This window comes from Streptomyces sp. NPDC001108 (genome assembly GCF_053598535.1).
The window spans coordinates 182,301-202,127 of record NZ_JBSFKL010000011.1; the positions used below are offsets into that span (position 1 = coordinate 182,301).

17 protein-coding genes are annotated in these 19,827 nt (G+C 73.7%); 10 read left to right on the top strand and 7 right to left on the bottom strand.

Annotated elements, in window-relative coordinates; all coding sequences use genetic code 11:
* The gene (locus ACWC97_RS24265) at positions 1–1,695 is read left to right on the top strand and encodes a proline--tRNA ligase (protein WP_450651508.1); all 1,695 of its coding nucleotides are present in this window, start codon (positions 1–3) and stop codon (positions 1,693–1,695) included.
* Between the two features lie 61 nt (positions 1,696–1,756).
* On the opposite strand, the gene ACWC97_RS24270 is transcribed toward ACWC97_RS24265, so the two are convergent.
* The 3 genes from ACWC97_RS24270 to ACWC97_RS24280 are packed head-to-tail and all read right to left on the bottom strand — an operon-like array spanning position 1,757 to position 3,733.
* Complete coding sequence (locus ACWC97_RS24270) at positions 1,757–2,662, bottom strand: aminoglycoside phosphotransferase family protein (RefSeq protein WP_450651510.1); 906 nt, start codon at positions 2,660–2,662, stop codon at positions 1,757–1,759.
* Between the two features lie 28 nt (positions 2,663–2,690).
* Positions 2,691–3,206 (bottom strand): ferritin-like domain-containing protein, encoded by a 516-nt coding sequence (locus ACWC97_RS24275; RefSeq protein ID WP_352276406.1) that lies wholly within the window; start codon positions 3,204–3,206, stop codon positions 2,691–2,693.
* Positions 3,203–3,733 carry a hypothetical protein gene (locus ACWC97_RS24280; RefSeq protein WP_352276407.1) on the bottom strand — a complete coding sequence of 177 codons (531 nt, stop codon included), beginning with the start codon at positions 3,731–3,733 and terminating at the stop codon, positions 3,203–3,205. The genes ACWC97_RS24275 and ACWC97_RS24280 overlap by 4 nt, the downstream gene beginning before the upstream one ends.
* 176 nt (positions 3,734–3,909) lie before the next feature.
* On the opposite strand from ACWC97_RS24280, the gene rimP reads away from it, so the two are divergent.
* The 9 genes from rimP to ACWC97_RS24325 all read left to right on the top strand — a co-directional run bounded on the left by rimP (position 3,910) and on the right by ACWC97_RS24325 (position 15,710).
* Positions 3,910–4,407 (top strand): ribosome maturation factor RimP, encoded by a 498-nt coding sequence (gene rimP / locus ACWC97_RS24285; protein ID WP_352276409.1) that lies wholly within the window; start codon positions 3,910–3,912, stop codon positions 4,405–4,407.
* A gap of 2 nt (positions 4,408–4,409) precedes the next feature.
* On the top strand, positions 4,410–5,450 hold the full coding sequence (gene nusA, locus ACWC97_RS24290) for a transcription termination factor NusA (RefSeq protein WP_352276410.1): 1,041 nt from the start codon (positions 4,410–4,412) through the stop codon (positions 5,448–5,450).
* A 114-nt stretch (positions 5,451–5,564) separates the two neighbouring features.
* Positions 5,565–5,843: a YlxR family protein gene (locus ACWC97_RS24295; RefSeq protein ID WP_352276412.1), complete on the top strand. Its 279-nt coding sequence runs from the start codon at positions 5,565–5,567 to the stop codon at positions 5,841–5,843.
* 148 nt (positions 5,844–5,991) lie between these two features.
* Positions 5,992–9,036: a translation initiation factor IF-2 gene (gene infB / locus ACWC97_RS24300; protein WP_352276414.1), complete on the top strand. Its 3,045-nt coding sequence runs from the start codon at positions 5,992–5,994 to the stop codon at positions 9,034–9,036.
* Positions 9,037–9,204: 168 nt separating this feature from the next.
* Complete coding sequence (locus tag ACWC97_RS24305; RefSeq protein ID WP_352276416.1) at positions 9,205–9,501, top strand: DUF503 domain-containing protein; 297 nt, start codon at positions 9,205–9,207, stop codon at positions 9,499–9,501.
* A gap of 25 nt (positions 9,502–9,526) precedes the next feature.
* Positions 9,527–9,979: a 30S ribosome-binding factor RbfA gene (gene rbfA / locus ACWC97_RS24310; protein WP_352276418.1), complete on the top strand. Its 453-nt coding sequence runs from the start codon at positions 9,527–9,529 to the stop codon at positions 9,977–9,979.
* The gene (truB, locus tag ACWC97_RS24315; RefSeq protein ID WP_352276420.1) at positions 9,976–10,872 is read left to right on the top strand and encodes a tRNA pseudouridine(55) synthase TruB; all 897 of its coding nucleotides are present in this window, start codon (positions 9,976–9,978) and stop codon (positions 10,870–10,872) included. Before rbfA ends, truB begins: the two co-directional genes overlap by 4 nt.
* Positions 10,873–11,070: 198 nt before the next feature.
* Positions 11,071–14,715, top strand: a complete 3,645-nt coding sequence (locus ACWC97_RS24320) for a trypsin-like peptidase domain-containing protein (protein ID WP_450651514.1) — start codon at positions 11,071–11,073, stop codon at positions 14,713–14,715.
* Positions 14,716–14,756: 41 nt separating this feature from the next.
* Positions 14,757–15,710 (top strand): bifunctional riboflavin kinase/FAD synthetase, encoded by a 954-nt coding sequence (locus tag ACWC97_RS24325; RefSeq protein WP_450651516.1) that lies wholly within the window; start codon positions 14,757–14,759, stop codon positions 15,708–15,710.
* A gap of 48 nt (positions 15,711–15,758) precedes the next feature.
* On the opposite strand, the gene ACWC97_RS24330 is transcribed toward ACWC97_RS24325, so the two are convergent.
* The 4 genes from ACWC97_RS24330 to ACWC97_RS24345 are packed head-to-tail and all read right to left on the bottom strand — an operon-like array spanning position 15,759 to position 19,808.
* Positions 15,759–16,751 (bottom strand): oligopeptide/dipeptide ABC transporter ATP-binding protein, encoded by a 993-nt coding sequence (locus ACWC97_RS24330; RefSeq protein ID WP_450651518.1) that lies wholly within the window; start codon positions 16,749–16,751, stop codon positions 15,759–15,761.
* Complete coding sequence (locus tag ACWC97_RS24335; RefSeq protein ID WP_352276426.1) at positions 16,748–17,776, bottom strand: ABC transporter ATP-binding protein; 1,029 nt, start codon at positions 17,774–17,776, stop codon at positions 16,748–16,750. The genes ACWC97_RS24330 and ACWC97_RS24335 overlap by 4 nt, the downstream gene beginning before the upstream one ends.
* On the bottom strand, positions 17,773–18,726 hold the full coding sequence (locus ACWC97_RS24340) for an ABC transporter permease (protein WP_385212108.1): 954 nt from the start codon (positions 18,724–18,726) through the stop codon (positions 17,773–17,775). Before ACWC97_RS24340 ends, ACWC97_RS24335 begins: the two co-directional genes overlap by 4 nt.
* Positions 18,723–19,808 (bottom strand): ABC transporter permease, encoded by a 1,086-nt coding sequence (locus ACWC97_RS24345; RefSeq protein ID WP_352276428.1) that lies wholly within the window; start codon positions 19,806–19,808, stop codon positions 18,723–18,725. The genes ACWC97_RS24340 and ACWC97_RS24345 overlap by 4 nt, the downstream gene beginning before the upstream one ends.
* Positions 19,809–19,827 lie beyond the last annotated feature (19 nt).

Sequence of the window (19,827 nt, forward strand, 5' to 3'; positions counted from 1 at the left end):
ATGGCCCAGGTCCAGCGCATGTCCCGGTTGATGATCAAGACACTGCGCGACGACCCGGCCGACGCCGAGACGCTCAACCACAAGCTGCTCGTCCGGGCCGGATACGTACGTCGCACCGCGGCCGGAATCTGGACCTGGCTGCCGCTCGGCAAGAAGGTCCTGGAGAACATCACCCGCGTCGTACGCGAGGAGATGGACGCCATCGGCGGCCAGGAGGTGCTGCTCCCCGCCCTGCTGCCCAAGGAGCCGTACGAGGCGAGCGGCCGCTACGACGAGTACGGCGACCTGCTCTTCCGGCTCAAGGACCGCAAGGGCTCCGACTACCTCCTGGGCCCCACCCACGAGGAGATCTTCACCCAGGTCGTCAAGGACATGTGCTCGTCCTACAAGGACCTGCCCGTGATCCTCTACCAGATCCAGACCAAGTACCGCGACGAGGCCCGCCCCCGCGCCGGTGTGCTGCGCGGCCGCGAGTTCCAGATGAAGGACTCGTACTCCTTCGACACCACCGACGAGGGCCTGGCCGAGGCGTACCGGCTGCACCGCGGCGCCTACATCCGGATCTTCGAGCGGCTCGGCCTCGACCACCGCATCGTCTCCGCCGTCTCCGGCGCCATGGGCGGTTCGGCCTCCGAGGAGTTCCTCGCCCCCGCCCCGGCCGGTGAGGACACCTTCGTCGACTGCCCCGCCTGCGACTACGCCGCCAACACCGAGGCCGTGACCTTCAACGCCACCGCGGCGGACGGCTCGGCGCACGGCCCCGTCGAGGAGCTGGACACCCCCGACACCCCGACCATCGAGACGCTCGCCGAGCACCTCGGCGTCCCCGCCTCCGCCACCCTGAAGAACCTGCTGGTCAAGGTGGACGGCGAGATCGTGGCCGTGGGCGTGCCCGGCGACCGCGAGGTCGACCTCGGCAAGCTCGGCGAGCACCTGGCGCCCGCCGTCGTCGAGCTGGTCACCGCCGAGGACTTCGTGGGCCGTCCCGACTTGGTGCGCGGCTACGTCGGCCCGCAGGGCCTGGAGAAGGTCCGCTACATCGCCGACCCGCGCATCGCCCCCGGCACCGCCTGGATCACCGGCGCCAACCAGGAGGGCAAGCACGCGAAGAACGTCGTCGCGGGCCGGGACTTCGAGGTGTCCGACTACCTCGACGTGGTCGTCGTCGAGGCGGGCGACCCCTGCCCCAAGTGCGGCACCGGCCTCCAGGTCGACCGCGCCATCGAGATCGGCCACATCTTCCAGCTCGGCCGCAAGTACGCCGACATCTTCCAGCTCGACGTCCTCGGCCAGCAGGGCAAGCCGGTCCGGGTCACGATGGGCTCGTACGGCATCGGCGTCTCCCGCGCGGTGGCCGCCCTCGCCGAGCAGACCGCCGACGACAAAGGCCTGTGCTGGCCCCGCGAGGTCGCCCCGGCCGATGTGCACGTCGTCGCGGCGGGCAAGGCGCTCCAGACCGAGCTGTCGCTCGACGTCTCGGAGAAGCTGAGCGCGGCGGGGCTGCGGGTCCTGGTCGACGACCGCGCGGGCGTCTCGCCCGGCGTGAAGTTCACCGACGCGGAGCTCATCGGCGTCCCGAAGATCCTGGTCGCCGGCCGCCGCTCGGCCGAGGGCGTCGTGGAGCTGAAGGACCGCCGCACCGGCGAGCGCGAGGAGCTCACGGTCGACGAGGCGATCGCCCGTCTCTCCGCCTGAGCCCCCGGACACCCGGCAGGCCCCCGCGCACCTCGCGCGGGGGCCTGCCGCGTACGCGCCCTCAGAGCCAGCTCGCGAACTCCAGCGTCAGCTCGCCCTCCTGGCGGCGGCCCGCCGCCAGCGCCCGGGCGCCCGACTCCACCGCGCGGAACAGCGTCCAGCCGCGCAGCCGCTCCCGGTCCACCTCCAGCGAGTCGGCGAGCTTCCCGATCCGCCGCCGGGCCGTCACCGCCCCGTTCGACGAGGCGATCAGGTCCTCCACGCGGTCGCGCACCAGCCGGGCCAGGTCATAGGCGCGCTCACCGACCAGCGGTTCGGGGCCGACCGTCAGCCACGGCACCCGCTCACCGGCGAGCACCTTGCTCTGCCGGAAGTTGCCGTGCAGGAGCAGCAGCTCCGTGGCGCCGGCGACCAGCTCCTCGCGGACCGCGAGCGCGGCCGAGACCAGCGGCGCCAGCTCGGGCTGGGCGCCGGCCAGCGCCCGCATCGCCCCGACCTGCTCCCCGGTACGCCCGGCGACCGTCTCGAAGGTGTGCCCGGCCGGCGGCTCGACCCACAGCCGACGCACCGTCCCGGCCGCCTCCAGCAGCGCCTTCGCCTCCGGCAGGGAGCGCAGCGACACCTCGGGGTGCAGCCGCTCCAGCAGCAGCGCGCCCGGGGCGTCTGCCAGGAGCAGCACGGCGCCCCAGCCGTTCCAGTGGACCAGCGCGGCCCGTTCCCGCTCCGGGGCGGCCGCGGGCGGCGCGAGCTTCAGCGCGGCCGGAGTGCCGTCGGCGCAGGTCACCAGCAGGACCAGGCTGCTGCGGCCGCCCGGTGCGGCGACCCGTTCGACGGCCGGTGCGCGCCCGGTGGCGGCCAGCGCCTCCTCGGTCAGCGCGGGTAGCCGGCCCAGCCAGTCGGCGGCGGACGTGTCCTCGTGCGACTCGCCCAGCGCCCGGACCAGACGCTGCGGCGGTTCAAAACCCATACGTGCTGTGTTCCCCTTCAGAGCCTGCTCAGTGCGGAGCACCCGGCCCGTTCGTCACATCGGCCCCGTGCGGGGCCGTACGGGCCCCGGTCTGCGCGGAGGCCCCGGCCCGAGTGCCGGCGGTGTCCCGCTCGACGAGCCCGGGAAAGGGTACGCCGCCGCCCCGCCAGCGGACCGCGCGCACCGCGGCCTCGCGCAGCGCGTCGGCCGCCTCCCGCCGCAACGGTCCCTCGGCGGCCCGGACGAGGTCGGAGTACACCCCGGCGACGCGGTCCTCCAGCACGGCCGCCAGCCGGACCGCCGCGGCCGGGTCCGGCACGGCGAACGGCAGGGCGTACGCGGCGCGGGCCGCCTCCGGCTCACCGCCCAGCCCGCGCACCGTCCGCACCAGCGCGTCGCGGCGGGCCCGGTGCGCGTGGTACGCGGCCGTGGCCTCGGCCCGGCGGCCCCCGGCGACCCGGCCGCCGACCACCCCGTAGCCGTACACCGCCGCGTGCTCGGCGGCCAGGGCCGCCTGGGCGGCCCCCAGCGTCCCGGCGCTCATGCCGCGACCTCCTTGGCGATCCCGGTCAGCAGAAAGGCGTGGGCCGCGTCGGCCGCGGCGACCGACGCCAGCAGCCGGGCCAGTTCCGGCGGGGCGGCCGCCAGGGCCGTCAGCCGGGCGTCCGACGCCCGGCGCTCCGCCGCGGCGAGCTCCTTCAGGGCGGACCGGGCGCTGTCCGGGGCAGCCGACGGGGACGGCGCGGCCGTGCCCCCGCCCGCACCGGCCGGGGCCAGCGCCTCGGCATGGGCCCGTACCGCGTCCCGCAACGGCGCGAGGGCGGCGGCGGCCGACGGATGGGCCGCCGCCACCCGCTCGTACCGGCCGAGCAGCTCCAGGCTGGTCCGGGCCTCGGCGGTCCGGATCCGCCGCTCCGCCCGTACCGCGGCGGCCTGCTCGGCCGCGGTCGCCGGGCCGGACCGGCCGGAGCCCTCCTCGCGCCCGCCACCGCAGCCGGCCAGCACCGCCCCGAGGGCGGCCGCTCCCGTCGCGGTGAGCGCCCCCCTGCGCGTCGTCCCCGTGCGCCGCACTGTTCTCCTCCGGGCCTGTACGTGTCTTGACTGGTTCTGTCCTGAAGTGATCACCGCAGGCGAGCGTACCCGCGGCGGGGGAGTGGGCGGACGGCAACACCCCTCGGGACCGGATACCCTTTGACCTGACACACGACGATCCCCACAACAGCACACGCGGCCGAGGAGTCACCCGGATGAGCACCACCCAGAGCGAGAGGCTGCGAGGGCTGCTCGAACCGCTCGTCAGCGCCGAAGGACTCGATCTCGAGGAGATCGATCTGTCCCGGGCCGGCCGCCGCCGCGTACTGCGTATCGTCGTGGACTCCGAGCAGGGCGTCGAGCTGGACGCCTGTGCCGAGCTGAGCCGCGCGATCTCCGAGAGGCTCGACGAGACCGACGCGATGGGCGAGGACGAGTACGTCCTCGAAGTCAGTTCCCCCGGTGCCGACCGTCCGCTGACGGAGCACCGCCACTACGTACGTGCCACGGGCCGCCTGGCCAAGCTCCAGCTGCGCGAGGGTGGCGACCTGGTCGCCCGGATCCTCGCCGTGGACGAGGAGGGCCTCGACCTGGAGGTGCCGGGCGTCAAGGGGCGCAGGCCCACCTCCCGCCGGGTCGCCTTCGACGAGATCGCCAAGGCGCGCGTGGAGATCGAATTCAACCGCAAGGACAAGAAGGAAGAGGAGGCGTAGCCGTGGACATCGATGTGAAGCTCTTGAAGGGCTTGGCGCAGGACAAGGAGATCCCCTTCGACGTGCTCGTCGAGGCGATCGAGTCGGCCCTCCTCATCGCCTACCACCGGACCGACGGGAGCCACCGCCGTGCGCGGGTCGAGATCGACGAGCGCGGCCATGTGACGGTGTGGGCGAAGGAGGACCCGGCCGACCTGGAAGAGGGCCAGGAGCCCAAGGAGTTCGACGACACCCCGTCCGGGTTCGGGCGGATCGCCGCGACCACCGCCAAGCAGGTCATCCTCCAGCGGCTGCGCGACGCGGAGGACGACAAGACCTTCGGCGAGTACGCGGGCCACGAGGGCGATGTCGTCACCGGTGTCGTCCAGCAGGGCAAGGACCCGAAGAACGTCCTCGTCGACATCGGCAAGCTGGAGGCCATCCTGCCGGTGCAGGAGCAGGTCCCGGGCGAGGAGTACACCCACGGCCTGCGGCTGCGCACCTATGTCGTGCGGGTCGCCAAGGGCGTGCGCGGCCCGTCCGTGACGCTGTCGCGGACCCACCCCAGCCTGGTGAAGAAGCTCTTCGCGCTGGAGGTCCCGGAGATCGCCGACGGCTCCGTCGAGATCTGCGCGATCGCCCGCGAGGCCGGCCACCGCACCAAGATCGCGGTCCGGTCGACCCGCTCCGGGCTGAACGCCAAGGGCGCCTGCATCGGCCCGATGGGCGGCCGGGTGCGCAATGTGATGGCCGAGCTGCACGGCGAGAAGATCGACATCGTGGACTGGTCGGACGACCCGGCCGAGATGGTCGCCAACGCGCTGTCACCCGCGCGGGTGAGCGAGGTCGAGGTCGTCGACCTCGGTGCCCGCTCCGCCCGGGTCACCGTGCCCGACTACCAGCTGTCGCTGGCGATCGGCAAGGAGGGCCAGAACGCCCGCCTCGCCGCCCGGCTCACCGGCTGGCGGATCGACATCCGTCCGGACACCGAGACCGACGACGAGCGCGACGCGGCCGACCGGGAGCGTGCCGAGCGGGCCCGCGAGCGGTCCGAGCGCCGCTGACCCGGTCCGTCCGGCAGGGAATACGTCTCGGCACCGAGTCGCTGAGATCACGACAACATCCGTTCGATTCTTGCCCCAAAGGGGTGAGGTCGATGCGGGGAGGTAGACTTAGCCGTGTCTGGCCGAACGCGAGCCCGCGCTTGCCCTGAGCGAACCTGTGTGGGATGCCGGGAGCGGGCGGCCAAGAGCGAGCTGCTGCGCATCGTCGCGGACGGGGACACCTGTGTTCCCGATCCTCGCGGTACGCTGCCCGGCCGGGGTGCCTACGTACACCCCGCCTCCGTCTGTCTGGACCTGGCGGTTCGCCGCCGGTCCTTCCCCCGGGCCTTCAAGGCCAAGGGACCGTTCGACCCCGCCGAGGTACGGCGGTTCGTCGAACGGGGGACACCGTAAGAGAACGAACGGCACGGAACCCCGTGCGGTCAGGTACCTCGCGAGTTGGAAGTAGGTCGAGATTGCGATGAGCACTCGATGAGTACGCGATGAGTACGCCCATGAAGTAGCGACGGTCCGGCGGTAACCCGGACCTAAAAGGAGCGAAGTGGCTAAGGTCCGGGTATACGAACTCGCCAAGGAGTTCGGTGTGGAGAGCAAGGTCGTCATGGCCAAGCTCCAGGAACTCGGTGAATTCGTCCGTTCGGCGTCCTCGACGATCGAGGCGCCGGTTGTACGCAAGTTGACTGACGCACTGCAGGGGCCCGGCGGCAACGCCGGCAAGTCCGCTGCGAAGCCCGGCGCGCCCCGCAAGGCGACGCCGGCCAAGCCCTCGGCGCCCTCCCCGGCCGCCGCGGCACGTCCCGCTGCCCCGAAGCCCGGCGCACCGGCCCCCAAGCCGGCCGCCGCCGCCCCGGCGAGCAGCACCCCCGCGCCGTCCGCGGGCCCCCGTCCGGGTCCGCGTCCCGCGCCCAAGCCCGCCCCGGTGACCCCGGTCCCGGCCGCCGAGTTCTCGGCGCCGGCCCCGGCCCCGCAGCAGGCTCCGCGTCCCTCGGGCGCCACTCCTGGCCCGCGTCCCGCCCGTCCGGCCCCGGCCGGCGGTCAGCGTGACGGCGGTCAGCGTGATGGCGGCCAGCGCGGCGGCGACCGTCCGGCGCGCCCCGGTGGCCAGGGTGCTCCGCGCCCCGGCGCCCGTCCGGCGGGTCCCCGTCCGGGCAACAACCCCTTCACGTCCGGCGGCTCGACGGGCATGGCCCGTCCGCAGGCCCCCCGTCCCGGTGGCGCCCCGCGTCCCGGCGGTGGCCAGGACCGTCCCGCCCCGCGTCCGCAGGGCGGCCCCGGTGGCGCCCCGCGTCCCCAGGGTCAGGGCGGCGCCCGTCCGACCCCGGGTGGCATGCCGCGTCCGCAGGCGCCCCGTCCGGGTGCCCCCAGCGGTAACCGCCCGAACCCGGGCATGATGCCGCAGCGTCCCGCGGCCGGTCCGCGTCCCGGCGGCGGCCCCGGTGGCCGTGGTCCCGGTGGCGGCGGTCGTCCGGGTGGCGGCGGTGGCGGTCGTCCCGGCTTCGCCGGTCGTCCGGCCGGTCCCGGCGGCGGTGGCGGCGGCTTCGCCGGCCGTCCCGGTGGCGGCGGTGGCGGTGGCGGCGCGGGCCGTCCCGGTGGTGGCGGCGGCTTCGGCGGTCGTCCCGGCTTCGGTGGCCGTCCCGGCGGTCCCGGTGGCCGTGGTGGCACGCAGGGTGCGTTCGGCCGTCCCGGCGGTCCGGCGCGTCGTGGTCGCAAGTCGAAGCGGCAGAGGCGCCAGGAGTACGAGGCCATGCAGGCCCCGTCGGTGGGCGGCGTCATGCTGCCCCGCGGCAACGGGCAGTCCGTCCGTCTGTCGCGCGGTGCCTCCCTCACCGACTTCGCGGAGAAGATCAACGCCAACCCGGCGTCGCTCGTCGCCGTGATGATGAACCTCGGCGAGATGGTCACCGCCACGCAGTCCGTCTCCGACGACACGCTCCGGCTGCTCGCGGACGAGATGAACTACGTCCTGGAGATCGTCAGCCCGGAGGAGGAGGACCGCGAGCTGCTCGAGTCCTTCGACATCGAGTTCGGCGAGGACGAGGGCGGCGAAGAGGCCCTCATCCCGCGTCCGCCGGTCGTCACCGTCATGGGTCACGTCGACCACGGCAAGACCCGACTGCTGGACGCGATCCGCAAGACGAACGTCGTCGCGGGCGAGGCCGGCGGCATCACCCAGCACATCGGTGCCTACCAGGTCTCCGCCGAGGTCAACGGCGAGGACCGGAAGATCACCTTCATCGACACCCCGGGTCACGAGGCGTTCACCGCCATGCGTGCCCGTGGTGCGAAGTCCACCGACATCGCGATCCTCGTGGTGGCGGCGAACGACGGTGTGATGCCCCAGACGATCGAGGCGCTGAACCACGCCAAGGCGGCCGACGTGCCGATCGTGGTCGCGGTCAACAAGATCGACGTCGAGGGTGCCGACCCGACCAAGGTGCGCGGTCAGCTCACCGAGTTCGGTCTGGTGGCCGAGGAGTACGGCGGCGACACGATGTTCGTCGACATCTCCGCCAAGCAGAGCCTGAACATCGACCAGCTGCTGGAGGCCGTGGTTCTGACCGCGGACGCCTCGCTCGACCTGCGGGCCAACCCGGAGCAGGACGCGCAGGGCATCGCGATCGAGTCCCACCTCGACCGCGGCCGCGGTGCGGTCTCGACCGTCCTGGTCCAGCGAGGCACGCTGCGCATCGGTGACACCATGGTGGTCGGCGACGCGTACGGCCGTGTCCGGGCGATGCTCGACGACAACGGTCAGAACGTCGAGGAAGCGGGTCCGTCGACCCCCGTCCTCGTGCTCGGTCTCACCAACGTCCCGGGTGCCGGTGACAACTTCCTGGTGGTCGACGAGGACCGTACGGCCCGTCAGATCGCCGAGAAGCGTGCCGCCCGCGAGCGCAACGCCAACTTCGCCCGCAAGGGCGTCCGGTTCTCCCTGGAGAACCTGGACGAGGCGCTCAAGGCCGGTCTGGTCCAGGAGCTCAACCTCATCATCAAGGGCGACGCGTCCGGTTCGGTGGAGGCTCTCGAGTCCTCGCTGCTCCAGCTCGACGTCGGCGAAGAGGTGGACATCCGGGTCCTGCACCGCGGTGTGGGTGCGGTCACCGAGTCGGACATCGACCTGGCGACCGGCTCCGACGCCATCGTCATCGGCTTCAACGTCCGCGCTGCCGGGCGTGCCCAGCAGATGGCGGAGCGCGAGGGCGTCGACGTCCGCTACTACTCGGTGATCTACCAGGCCATCGAGGAGATCGAGGCGGCCCTCAAGGGCATGCTCAAGCCGGAGTACGAAGAGGTCGAGCTCGGTACGGCGGAGATCCGCGAGATCTTCCGCTCGTCCAAGCTGGGCAACATCGCCGGTGTGCTGGTCCGCTCCGGCGAGGTCAAGCGCAACACCAAGGCGCGCCTGCTGCGCGATGGCAAGGTCATCGCGGAGAACCTCACCATCTCCGGTCTGCGTCGCTTCAAGGACGACGTCACCGAGATCCGCGAGGGCTTCGAGGGTGGTATCAACCTCGGAAACTTCAACGACATCAAGGTCGACGACGTCATCGCGACCTACGAGATGCGCGAGAAGCCGCGAGGCTGATCCACGGGGAGACCCGGGGGTTCGCCCCCGGGTCCTTCCGCAACAGTCGGGGCCGGTCGACGGGTCGTATTTCCGTCGATCGGCCCCGGCCGTTCCGTGTACGGTTCTGGTGTCCCCGCCCAGCACGGGCGGGGCACGAACCCGAACCGGCGGGACATCCGGACATTCATGTATGTGGGGACACTGTCCTTCGATCTGCTTCTCGGCGACGTACGGTCGTTGAAGGAGAAGCGCTCCGTCGTCCGTCCGATCGTCGCCGAGCTCCAGCGGAAATTCGCGGTGAGCGCGGCGGAGGTGGGCGGTCAGGATCTCCATCGCAGGGCCCAGATCGGCCTTGCCGTGGTCTCCGGGAACACCGGACACCTCACAGATGTGCTGGACCGGTGCGAGCGGCTGGTGGCCGCTCGCCCCGAAGTGGAGCTGCTGTCCGTACGACGGCGGGTACACAGCGACGAAGACGATTGAGCAAGGCGAAGAAGGAGACGGACCAGTGGCCGACAACGCGCGGGCTAAGAAGCTGGCGGACCTCATCCAGGAGGTGGTCGCCCAGAAACTGCAGCGCGGCATCAAGGACCCGCGGCTGGGTACGCACGTGACCATCACGGACACCCGGGTCACCGGTGACCTGCGGGAGGCCACGGTCTTCTACACGGTCTACGGCGACGAGGAGGAGCGGGCGAGCGCCGCGGCCGGTCTGGAGAGCGCCAAGGGCATCCTCCGGTCGGCGGTCGGCGCCGCGGCGGGGACGAAGTTCACCCCCACGCTCGCCTTCGTCGCGGACGCCCTGCCGGACAACGCCAAGGCGATCGAGGACCTCCTCGACCGGGCGCGCGCCTCGGACGCCCGGGTGCGCGAGGCGTCCTCGGGCGCCAGCTACGCGGGCGGGGCCGACCCGTACCGCAAGGCGGACCACGAGAACGACGAGGACGCCGCCTCCGAATGACATCGCAGAACACGCCGGACGGCCTTGTCATCGTCGACAAGCCGTCCGGCTTCACTTCGCACGACGTCGTCGCCAAGATGCGCGGCATCGCCCGGACCCGGCGGGTCGGCCACGCCGGCACCCTGGACCCGATGGCGACGGGCGTCCTGGTGCTCGGCGTCGAGCGGGCCACCAAGCTGCTGGGCCACCTCGCCCTGACCGAGAAGGAGTACCTCGGTACGATCCGGCTCGGCCAGAACACCGTGACGGACGACGCCGAGGGCGAGATCACCTCGTCGACCGACGCCTCCGGGGTGACCCGCGAGGCGATCGACGCCGGGGTCGCCGCCCTGACCGGCCCGATCATGCAGGTGCCGTCCAAGGTCAGTGCCATCAAGATCGACGGCAAGCGGTCCTACGCGCGGGTGCGCGGCGGCGAGGAGTTCGAGATCCCGGCCCGCCCGGTGACGATCTCGTCCTTCCGGGTCTACGACGTCCGCCCCGAGACCGCCGAGGACGGCACCCCCGTCGTCGACCTGATCGTCTCGGTCGTCTGCTCCTCGGGCACGTACATCCGTGCCATCGCCCGGGACCTCGGTGCCGGGCTCGGCGTCGGCGGGCATCTGACCGCGCTGCGGCGCACCCGCGTCGGGCCGTACGGTCTCGACGCGGCGCGGACGCTCGACCAGCACCAGGAGGAGCTGACCGTGATGCCGGTGGCCGAGGCAGCCGCCTCGGCCTTCCCCCGCTGGGACGTGGACGAGAAGCGCGCCCGGCTGCTGCTGAACGGCGTACGGCTGGACATGCCGGCCTTCCCGCCGGGACCGGTCGGTGTCTTCGGGCCCGACGGGCGCTTCCTCGCCCTGGTGGAGGAGCAGAAGGGCAAGGCCAAGAGCCTCGCTGTCTTCGCCTGAGGACGGGACGGCCCTCCTGGGTGCACACTCCTGCCGCGGGGCGGGTGCGGGAACGATCCGCACCCGCCCCGCAGCCGTCCACCCGGCGCCGGTCATTCACCCGCCCGGGGCAGCGCTCGGAGTGAATCCAGGGTGCATACGGGGGCGTTTCTCCTCCGAGTGGCGTAGTCGCCGATCATCCGGGCCTAACGTCGGACCATGCGAAGCGGGGACCGGGCAGCGCTGGTACGTATCTGCGATCCGGGCGGCCGGCCGAGAGGCACCGGATTCGTCGCCGACGACCGGGGCACGGTGGTGACGAGCCACGAAGCCGTGACCGGCCTGGCCCGGCCGGTGCTCCACGGGCCGGACGGCCGCGGCCACACCGTGGGGCCCGGCGGCATCACCCCGCTGCCCGCCCTGGGCCTCGCGCTGCTGCGCACCCCGGGCCCCGGCGCGCTGGGCGCGGAGCCGGTCCCGATCGCCCGGCGGGACGGCATCGAGCCCGGTACGTACGTGACGATCGCCGCGCACGGCCGACGCGAGGCCCGGGTGCTCGGCACCGCCCCCGTGACGTACACCGCCGACGGCCGCCCCCACCGGATCGGCGCGGCGCTGGAGCTGGCGCTCGGGACGGACGGCCGGGACGCCGTGCGGACGGGGGGCGCGGCCGTCGGCGGGCCCGTCTTCGACCCGGAGAGCGGTGCGGTCATCGCCGTCCTGGGCGCCACGCTGCGCGCCGAGCACCCGGGCGCGGCCTTCGCCGTGCCGCTGTGGACGGCGGCGGGCGGCCACGGCCCGTTCGACGAGCTGCTGCGGCGCAACGCGTGCACCGTCCCCGGATACGGCCGGGACCTGAACCTGGCGGGCGCCCTGCATCTCACCGCGACCTCGCTCGGTTCGGCGGACGGGCCGGGCGGCGGCCCCGGTCCGGTCGAGCGCCCCGACGTCATCACCGAGTTCAACGCCTTCGCCGCCCCGGAGGACCGGACGGTGTCGGCGGTGGTCCTCGGCCTGGTCGGGGCGCCCGGCACCGGCCGCACCACGGAGCTGGCCGCGCTCACCGCGCGGCGGGCACGCGGCCCGGTGCCCGCCCCCACGCTCTGGCTGCGCGGCGCCGATCTGCTGGCCGACGACACCTCGGTCGCCGACGCCGTCGCCCGCGCGCTGCGCAGGGCCGGGCGGATCGTCTCCGCCGCCGGGGCCCCGGGCGACATGACGAGCGCCACCCCCGAGCGGGTGGCCCGGCTGGCCGAGGAGTCCGGCAGCCCGCTCCTCGTCGTGCTGGACGGGCCCGAGGAGATGCCGCCCGCCCTGGCCCTCGAACCGGCCCGCTGGACCACAGCCACGGTCGCCTGGCTGCGGGAGCACGGCGCGCGGCTGGTGATCGGCTGCGGGCCCGAGCACTGGGAGACGGCCGGGGCGCTCTGCCCGCCCGGCTCGCTGCACCGCCCCGCCCGCCCGGCAAAGCGGCTGCCGGACGCGGTCCCGCTGGGCGACCTCACCGCCGTCCAGGCGGAGCGGGCCAAGGAGCGGTACGGCATCCCGCCCGACGCCCTCGCCCCCGGCCACGACCGGCACCCGCTCACCCTGCGGCTGCTCGCCGAGGTGCGCGCCGCGCTCCCCGGGGACGTGGCCGGACAGCCCGACACCGAGGAGGTCTTCGCCGCCCACCTGGACCTGATGTGCCTGCGGATCGCCGTCCGCATCGCGGCGGCGGCCGGTCCGGCGCCGGGCGGGACGGCGGTCCGCAGGCTGGCGGCCCGGGTGGCGGGGCAGGTCCACGAGGCGGCGCGGCGCTGTCTGGGCCCCGGGCAGGGGGAGCTCGGCCGGGAGGTGTTCGAGGCGGTCTTCCCCTGGCGCACGGGCTGGGCCTCGGCCGTCCTCACCGAGGGCCTGATCGTCCCGGCGGGCACCGGCTACCGCTTCGCCCACGAGGAACTGGGCGACTGGGTGCAGGGCACCCACCTGGACGTGGACGCGGCGCTGCGCGCCCTGGTCCACCGATGGCACGCACCGGCCGGCCCGGCCGGGGAACCGGAACCCGACGCTACCGTGGCCGCCCGGCTCCGGGTACCGAGGCCGAGGCGCTCGGCCGCTCCACCCCCGCCGGAACGGGCCCCGGAGGCGGAGCCGGACGGGCCGCGCACCCTGCCCGTGCCGCGCCACCGCATCGGTCCGGTGGTCCAGGCCCTCCTGCTCATGGGCCGCCGCCAGGGGCCCGCCGCGCTCTCCCACCAGCTCGCCGATCTGATCGGCGCGCTGGACCGCCTCCCGGCCCGGGGCGTTCCGGAGCCGGAGCCGGATGCCGGCTCCCCGGAACGCGACGCCCGCTGGTGGGCGGTCCGGCTGATCCAGCAGACCCTGCTCCGGGTGCCCGACGCGCGGCCGTACCTCGGCGTGCTGCGGCTGCTGGCCGGCCGGGTGGTGCGCCGGGCGGCCACCGGAGGGCCGGGCGGGCCGGGGACGTACGCCGTGTTCGGGCCCTGGTTCTGGCGGGGGCTCAGGCTCGCGGAGAAGGACCGGCTCGACCTGTTCCGCCTCCTGCTGCCCGCCGACACTCCCGGCGGGGGCGGCGAGCGGTTCCTGGACGCCGTCGCGCGGCGGCTCGCCGAACGCCCCCGGGAGGTGCAGCCGCTGCTCTGCGGCTGGTTCACCGACGAGCGCCCGCTGGCCGCCGGGGCCGGGGACGCCCCGCGCCCGACCGTGGCCACCGCCGCCCAGGCACTCCTGCACACCCGCCGGGACCTGGCCGTCGACGATCTGGCCGACGCGCTCGTCGCGACCCCCCACCCCAGGGCCGCGGAGCTGCTCGCCGCCCTGGCCGAGGACGAGCCCGCCGCGCTGTGCCGGGCCGTCCACCGCTGGGCCCACGACGAGGAGCGCAGCGCCCGCCGTACCGCCGCCGCCTCCTACGCCCTGCTCGCCCAGGCGCACGCCACCCCGGGCACCGACCGGGAACTGCTGCGGGGCACGGCCCTCGCCCTGCTGGCCCGTCCCGCCGACGCCGCCCAGCACGGGGCCGCGCTCGCCCTGCTCGTCCAGGACCCCGACACCCGCGACCGGTACCTCCCGCAGGCGCTGCGGGCCTTCGTCGCGGGGGAGGCGGGGCCCGGCGCCGAGGCGCTCGCCACCGCGCTGCCCTCCCACCCGGAACAGGTCCTCGCGGCCTTCCGGGAGCGGCTGACCCGGCCGGACGAGGGGGCGGGCGAGGTGCTGTGGGCCCTCGCCGGGATCGACGCCCCCGCGCTCGCCCTGCACACCGCGGGGCTCGTCCGCGCCTATGTCGACAGCCACCCGCGGGACGCCGTGCACGCCGCCGGGTATGTGGACCGCAGGCTGGAGCGCGGCCCCGCCGCCCGCGCCCTGCTGCTGCCGCTGGTGACCGGGCTGCTGCGGGGCCGGCCGGTGCCGCCGCCGGTGCGGGCGTCGCTCGCCGGAGCGCTCGCCTCGCCCGGCAGCGCCGCCTCCGGGCCGTTGCGGGAGGAGCTGCTGGAGGTCCTCCTCGACTTCGAGCAGGAGGACCACCGCGACCCGGCCGTGCTCGACGCGCTGCTGTGCGCCGCCGCGACCGGCTCGGGCACCCGCGCCCCGGTCCGGACCCGCGCCCTGGTCCACCGCACCGGCACCCTGCTGTCCCGTACCCCCGAGGGCGCGGCCCGCTTCGAGGCCCGGCTGGTGGAGCTGGCCAGTGCCGTGCCCGGATTCGCCGGGCTGGTGACCGGCTGGCTGGCCGACGCGCCGGGGCAGTGGGAGTCCCTGATCGGGCCGGACGCACGGCGGGCGGTGGCGGGGGCGGGCGGGCCGAAGGCGATGCCGATGCAGGCCGCGCGGCGTGAGCATGGCAGTCTTAGACCTGCGTAAGGGACACCCACGTACACAGGTGAGGGCGAGGAGCGGTCAGAGTGCAGCGCTGGCGTGGCTTGGAGGACATCCCCGACGACTGGGGACGCAGCGTCGTCACCATCGGCTCCTACGACGGGGTGCACCGCGGACACCAGCTGATCATCGGGCGGGCCGTGGAGCGCGCCCGCGAGCTGGGCGTGCCCGCGGTCGTGGTCACCTTCGACCCGCACCCCAGCGAGGTCGTACGGCCCGGCAGCCATCCGCCGCTGCTCGCCCCGCACCACCGGCGCGCCGAGCTGATGGCGGAGCTGGGCGTGGACGCGATGCTCGTCCTGCCGTTCACCACCGCGTTCTCCCAGCTGGCGCCGGCCGACTTCATCGTGAAGGTGCTCGTCGACAAGTTGCACGCCCGGCTGGTCATCGAGGGACCGAACTTCCGGTTCGGCCACCGTGCCGCGGGCAATGTGGAGCTGCTCACCGAGTTCGGCGCGACGTACGACTACCGCGTCGAGGTCGTCGACCTGTACGTCAGCGGCGAGGCGGGCGGCGGCGAGCCGTTCTCCTCCACCCTGACCCGGCGCCTGGTCGCCGAGGGCGACGTCGCGGGCGCCGCCGAGATCCTGGGCCGCCCGCACCGGGTGGAGGGCGTCGTGGTGCGCGGGGCGCAGCGCGGCCGCGAGCTGGGCTTCCCGACCGCCAACGTGGAGACCCTGCCGCACACCGCGATCCCCGCCGACGGCGTCTACGCGGGCTGGCTGAACGTGGACGGCGAGGCGATGCCCGCCGCCATCTCGGTCGGCACCAACCTGCAGTTCGACGCCACGGAGCGGACGGTGGAGGCGTACGCGATCGACCGCGTCGGCCTCGACCTGTACGGGCTGCACGTCTCGGTGGACTTCCTCGCGTATGTGCGCGGGATGCTGAAGTTCGGCTCGGTCGACGAGCTGCTGGTGGCGATGGCCGCCGATGTGAAGCGGTGCAGCGAGCTGGTCGCCGCGTACGAACGGGGCTGAGAGCGCCGGGGCCGGGACCGTACGGAACGGTCCCGGCCCCCGCGCGTGCTACGCCCCGGTCCCCGTGGCGGCGGCCCAGTGGCAGGCCACCTGGGTCTGCCCGTCGCCGGTGAGCACCGGCAGGTCCTTCGTGCGGCAGTCCGCCGCGACGCCCGCGCGCTCGGCCTCGCCCGAGGCCAGCACCTGGCACCGGGCGTGGAAGCGGCAGCCGGACGGGACCTTGGACGGGTCCGGCGGCTCACCGGTCAGGATCACCGGTTCGTCCCCGGACTCCGGCAGCACCGACAGCAGCGCCCGGGTGTACGGGTGCCTGGGCGCGGTCAGTATCTCCTCGACCTTGCCGGTCTCCACGATCCGCCCGAGGTACATCACGGCGACCCGGTCCGCGATGTTCCACGCCAGTCCGAGGTCGTGCGTGACGACCAGCGCGGAGAGCCCCAGTTCGTCCCGGAGCCGCAGCATCAGGGCCAGGATCTCGCCGCGCACCGAGGCGTCCAGCGAGGCCACCGGCTCGTCGGCCACGATCAGCTCGGGCTCCAGCACCAGCGCGCCCGCGATGACCACCCGCTGGCGCTGCCCGCCGGACAGCTCGTGCGGGTACCGCAGGAAGAACCGTTCCGGCGGCCGGAGCCCCGACCGCGACAGCGCGTCGGCGACCGCCGCCCGCTCGTCGCCCGCGTATCCGTGGATGCGCAGCCCCTCGGCGACGGCGTCGTACACCGTGTGCCGGGGGTTGAGGGAGCCGCTGGGGTCCTGGAGCACCAGCTGGACCCGCTTGCGGTACTTCTTCAGCGCCCGGCTGCCGTAGTCGAGCGGTTCGCCGTCGAAGGTGACCCGGCCGGATGTCGGGGGGACCAGGCCCAGCAGCGAGCGCGCCAGTGTGGTCTTGCCGCAGCCGGACTCACCGACGAGGGCGACGATCTCGCCCGGCCGGATGTCCAGGTCGACACCGTCCACGGCCCGCGCCGGTGCGGCCCCGCGCCGGCCGGGGAAGGAGACCTTCAGCTCCTGGGCGCTGAGCAGGGGAGGGGTCGTGGTCATGTTGTGCTCCTTGCTTCCTCGGCGCCCGGCAGGGCCGCGGTCACGGCCTCCCCGGGCTCCACCAGCGCGCAGGCGACCCGCCGCTCCGCGCCCACGGTGAGCAGCTCCTGGTCCTCGCTGGCGCAGGACTCCACGGCCGCCGGGCAGCGCGGGTGGAAGGTGCAGCCGCCGGGCAGCGCCGCGGGGTCCGGCGGATCGCCGGGCAGCCCGCGGGGGGCGAACCGGGAGGCCGGGTCGCCGATGCGCGGGAACGCGCCGGACAGGGCCTTGGCGTACGGATGGTGCGCGTGCTCGTATACCTCGGCGGCCGGGCCCTCCTCGACGACCCGGCCCGCGTACATCACCGCGAGCCGGTCGCAGGTGTCCGAGAGCACCGCGAGGTCATGGCTGATCATGATCAGACCGAGGTCCTGCTCGGCCACCAGCCGCTCGATCAGCCGGAGGATCTGCGCCTGGATCATCACGTCGAGGGCCGTGGTCGGCTCGTCCGCGATGATCAGGCCCGGATCGCAGGCGAGCGCCATCGCGATCATCACGCGCTGCCGCTGTCCGCCGGAGAGCTCGTGCGGATAGGCGGAGGCCCGGGAGGCGGGGAGCCCCACGTGTTCCAGCAGTTCGCCGACCCGCTTCACCGCCCCTTCCGGTGTCGCGAGCTTGTGCAGCAGGATCGGTTCGGCGATCTGGTCGCCGATGCGGTGCACGGCGTTGAGCGAGTGCATCGCGCCCTGGAAGACGATCGAGGCGCCCGCCCAGCGGACCGCCCGGACCTGGCCCCACTTCATGGCGAGGACGTCCTCGCCGTTCAGCCGGATCTCGCCGGTGACCTTCGTGCCGGCGGGCAGCAGCCGCAGCAGCGCCAGCGCCAGCGTCGACTTCCCGCACCCGGACTCACCGGCGATGCCGAGCTTCTGCCCCGCGTCGACCGAGAGGTCCACCCCGCGGACGGCCCGTGCCCCGCCCGGGTACGTCACCGTCAGGTCCCGTACGTCGAGGAGCGGTGTCTTCTGGATGCTCGTCGTGCTCAACGGGCCACCCCCAGCTTGGGATTGAGGACGGACTCGACGGCGCGCCCGCACAGCGTGAACGCCAGGGCCACCAGCGCGATGGCGATGCCGGGCGGGGCCAGGTACCACCAGTCGCCCGCGCTCACCGCACCCGCGGAACGGGCGTCCTGGAGCATGCCGCCCCAGGAGGTGGAGGTCGGGTCGCTGAGGCCGAGGAAGGCGAGGGTCGCCTCGGTGAGGATCGCACTGGAGATCACCAGGGTGGTCTGGGCGAGCACCAGCGGCATCACGTTCGGCAGCACGTGCCGGACCATGACATGGCCGTGGCCGCCGCCCAGCGCGCGGGCCCGCTCGATGTACGGGCGGGACTCCACGGAGAGGGTCTGGGCCCGCACCAGCCGGGCCGTGGTCGGCCAGGTGGTGACGCCGATCGCGATGATGACCGTCCACATCGAACGGTCCATCACGGTGGCGAGCGCGATGGCCAGGACCAGGGTCGGCATCACCAGGAACCAGTCGGTGATCCGCATGAGGACCGTGGAGTACCAGCCGTGGAAGTGCCCCGCGACGATCCCGACGACCGTGCCGATGGCGACGCAGAGGAACGCCGCGAGCAGCCCCACGGTGAGCGAGATCCTGGCCCCCCACACCAGCAGCGCCAGCACGCTCCGGCCGTACTGGTCGGTGCCCAGCGGGAACGCGCCGCTGGGCGACTCCAGCGCACCACCGGGGGCGTTGGTCACGTTCTGCGCGTCGGCGCCCACCAGCTGCGGCGCGAACAGGGCGATCAGCGCGATCAGGACGAGCGCGCCCAGCCCCCACAGCCCGCTCCGGTGCTTGCGGTACTCCCGCCAGAAGCGGGCGGCGGACCGGCGCTTGCGGGCCCGGGCCAGGGCCCGCGCACTCTGCGCGGGCGCGGGCGCCGGCTCCGTGGGCGTCCCGGTGGACGTGGGCATGGATTCGGTCGTCATCGGCCCACCCGGGGATCGAGCAGCGGATAGAGCAGGTCGGCCAGGGTGTTCGCCAGGATCACCGCGGTGGCGAAGACGAAGAACAGCGCCTGGACGAGCGGGAGGTCGGGCACCCTGAGCGAGTCGTAGAACAGCCCGCCGAGCCCCGGCCAGGAGAACACCGTCTCCACCAGGATCTGCCCGGCCACCACATGCCCGAGGTTCACGAACATCAGCGTGAAGGTCGGCAGCATCGCGTTCGGCACGGCGTGCTTGCGCCGTACGGAGTCGTCCCGCAGCCCCTTCGCGCGGGCCGTCGTCAGATAGTCGCTGCCCATCTCGTCGAGCAGCGACGAGCGCATCACCAGCAGCGTCTGCGCGTAGCCGACCGCCACCAGCGTGATCACCGGCAGCACCAGGTGGTGCGCCACGTCCAGGATGTGGGCGAGGCCGGTCGCGCCGTCGGCGGAGGCCAGGCCGCCGGTCGGGAACAGACCGGGGATCGGGCCGATGCCCACCGAGAAGACGATGATCAGCAGCAGGCCCAGCCAGAACGACGGCACCGAGTAGAGCGTCAGCGCGAACGCGGTGTGGAAGCGGTCGCTCCGGGAGCCGTTGCGCCAGGCGGTACGGGTGCCGAGCCAGATGCCGAGCGCGGTGTACAGGAGGTACGAGGTACCGGTGAGGAGCAGGGTGGCCGGGAGCGCCGCGGTGATCTTGTCGATGACCGGCGTGTGGTACTGGAACGACGTCCCGAAGTCGCCGGTGAGCGCGTCGCCGACGTACGAGACGAACTGCCGCCACATCGGCAGGTCGAGGCCCAACTCGTGCCGCATGGCCTGGAGTTGTTCGGCGGAGGTGGGACGCCCGCCGGTCATCTGCTTCACCGGGTCGCTCGGGATGAGCCGGAAGAGGAAGAAGCTGGTGACCAGGACCGCGAAGAGCGAGACCGCCGCGCCGGCGATCTTGGTCACGACGTATCGGAGGTATGCCTTGGTGTTGCGCGCCCGTGGGCCGCGTGCGGGCGACGGACCGGACTGTGCCGGGCCCTCGGTCTCCGCATCCGCGTCCCGCACGAGCGCCGGAGTGCTGTCAGCTGTCATGGGGAACTCTCGTTACTCG

Excerpts from the sequence above, each read along its gene's own strand:
- ACWC97_RS24265 (WP_450651508.1), top strand. The coding sequence starts at position 1 with ATGGCCCAGGTCCAGCGCATGTCCCGGTTGATGATCAAGACACTGCGC.
- ACWC97_RS24270 (WP_450651510.1), bottom strand. The coding sequence starts at position 2,662 with ATGGGTTTTGAACCGCCGCAGCGTCTGGTCCGGGCGCTGGGCGAGTCG.
- ACWC97_RS24275 (WP_352276406.1), bottom strand. The coding sequence starts at position 3,206 with ATGAGCGCCGGGACGCTGGGGGCCGCCCAGGCGGCCCTGGCCGCCGAG.
- rimP (WP_352276409.1), top strand. The coding sequence starts at position 3,910 with ATGAGCACCACCCAGAGCGAGAGGCTGCGAGGGCTGCTCGAACCGCTC.
- ACWC97_RS24305 (WP_352276416.1), top strand. The coding sequence starts at position 9,205 with ATGTATGTGGGGACACTGTCCTTCGATCTGCTTCTCGGCGACGTACGG.
- truB (WP_352276420.1), top strand. The coding sequence starts at position 9,976 with ATGACATCGCAGAACACGCCGGACGGCCTTGTCATCGTCGACAAGCCG.
- ACWC97_RS24320 (WP_450651514.1), top strand. The coding sequence starts at position 11,071 with ATGCGAAGCGGGGACCGGGCAGCGCTGGTACGTATCTGCGATCCGGGC.
- ACWC97_RS24330 (WP_450651518.1), bottom strand. The coding sequence starts at position 16,751 with ATGACCACGACCCCTCCCCTGCTCAGCGCCCAGGAGCTGAAGGTCTCC.
- ACWC97_RS24340 (WP_385212108.1), bottom strand. The coding sequence starts at position 18,726 with ATGACGACCGAATCCATGCCCACGTCCACCGGGACGCCCACGGAGCCG.
- ACWC97_RS24345 (WP_352276428.1), bottom strand. The coding sequence starts at position 19,808 with ATGACAGCTGACAGCACTCCGGCGCTCGTGCGGGACGCGGATGCGGAG.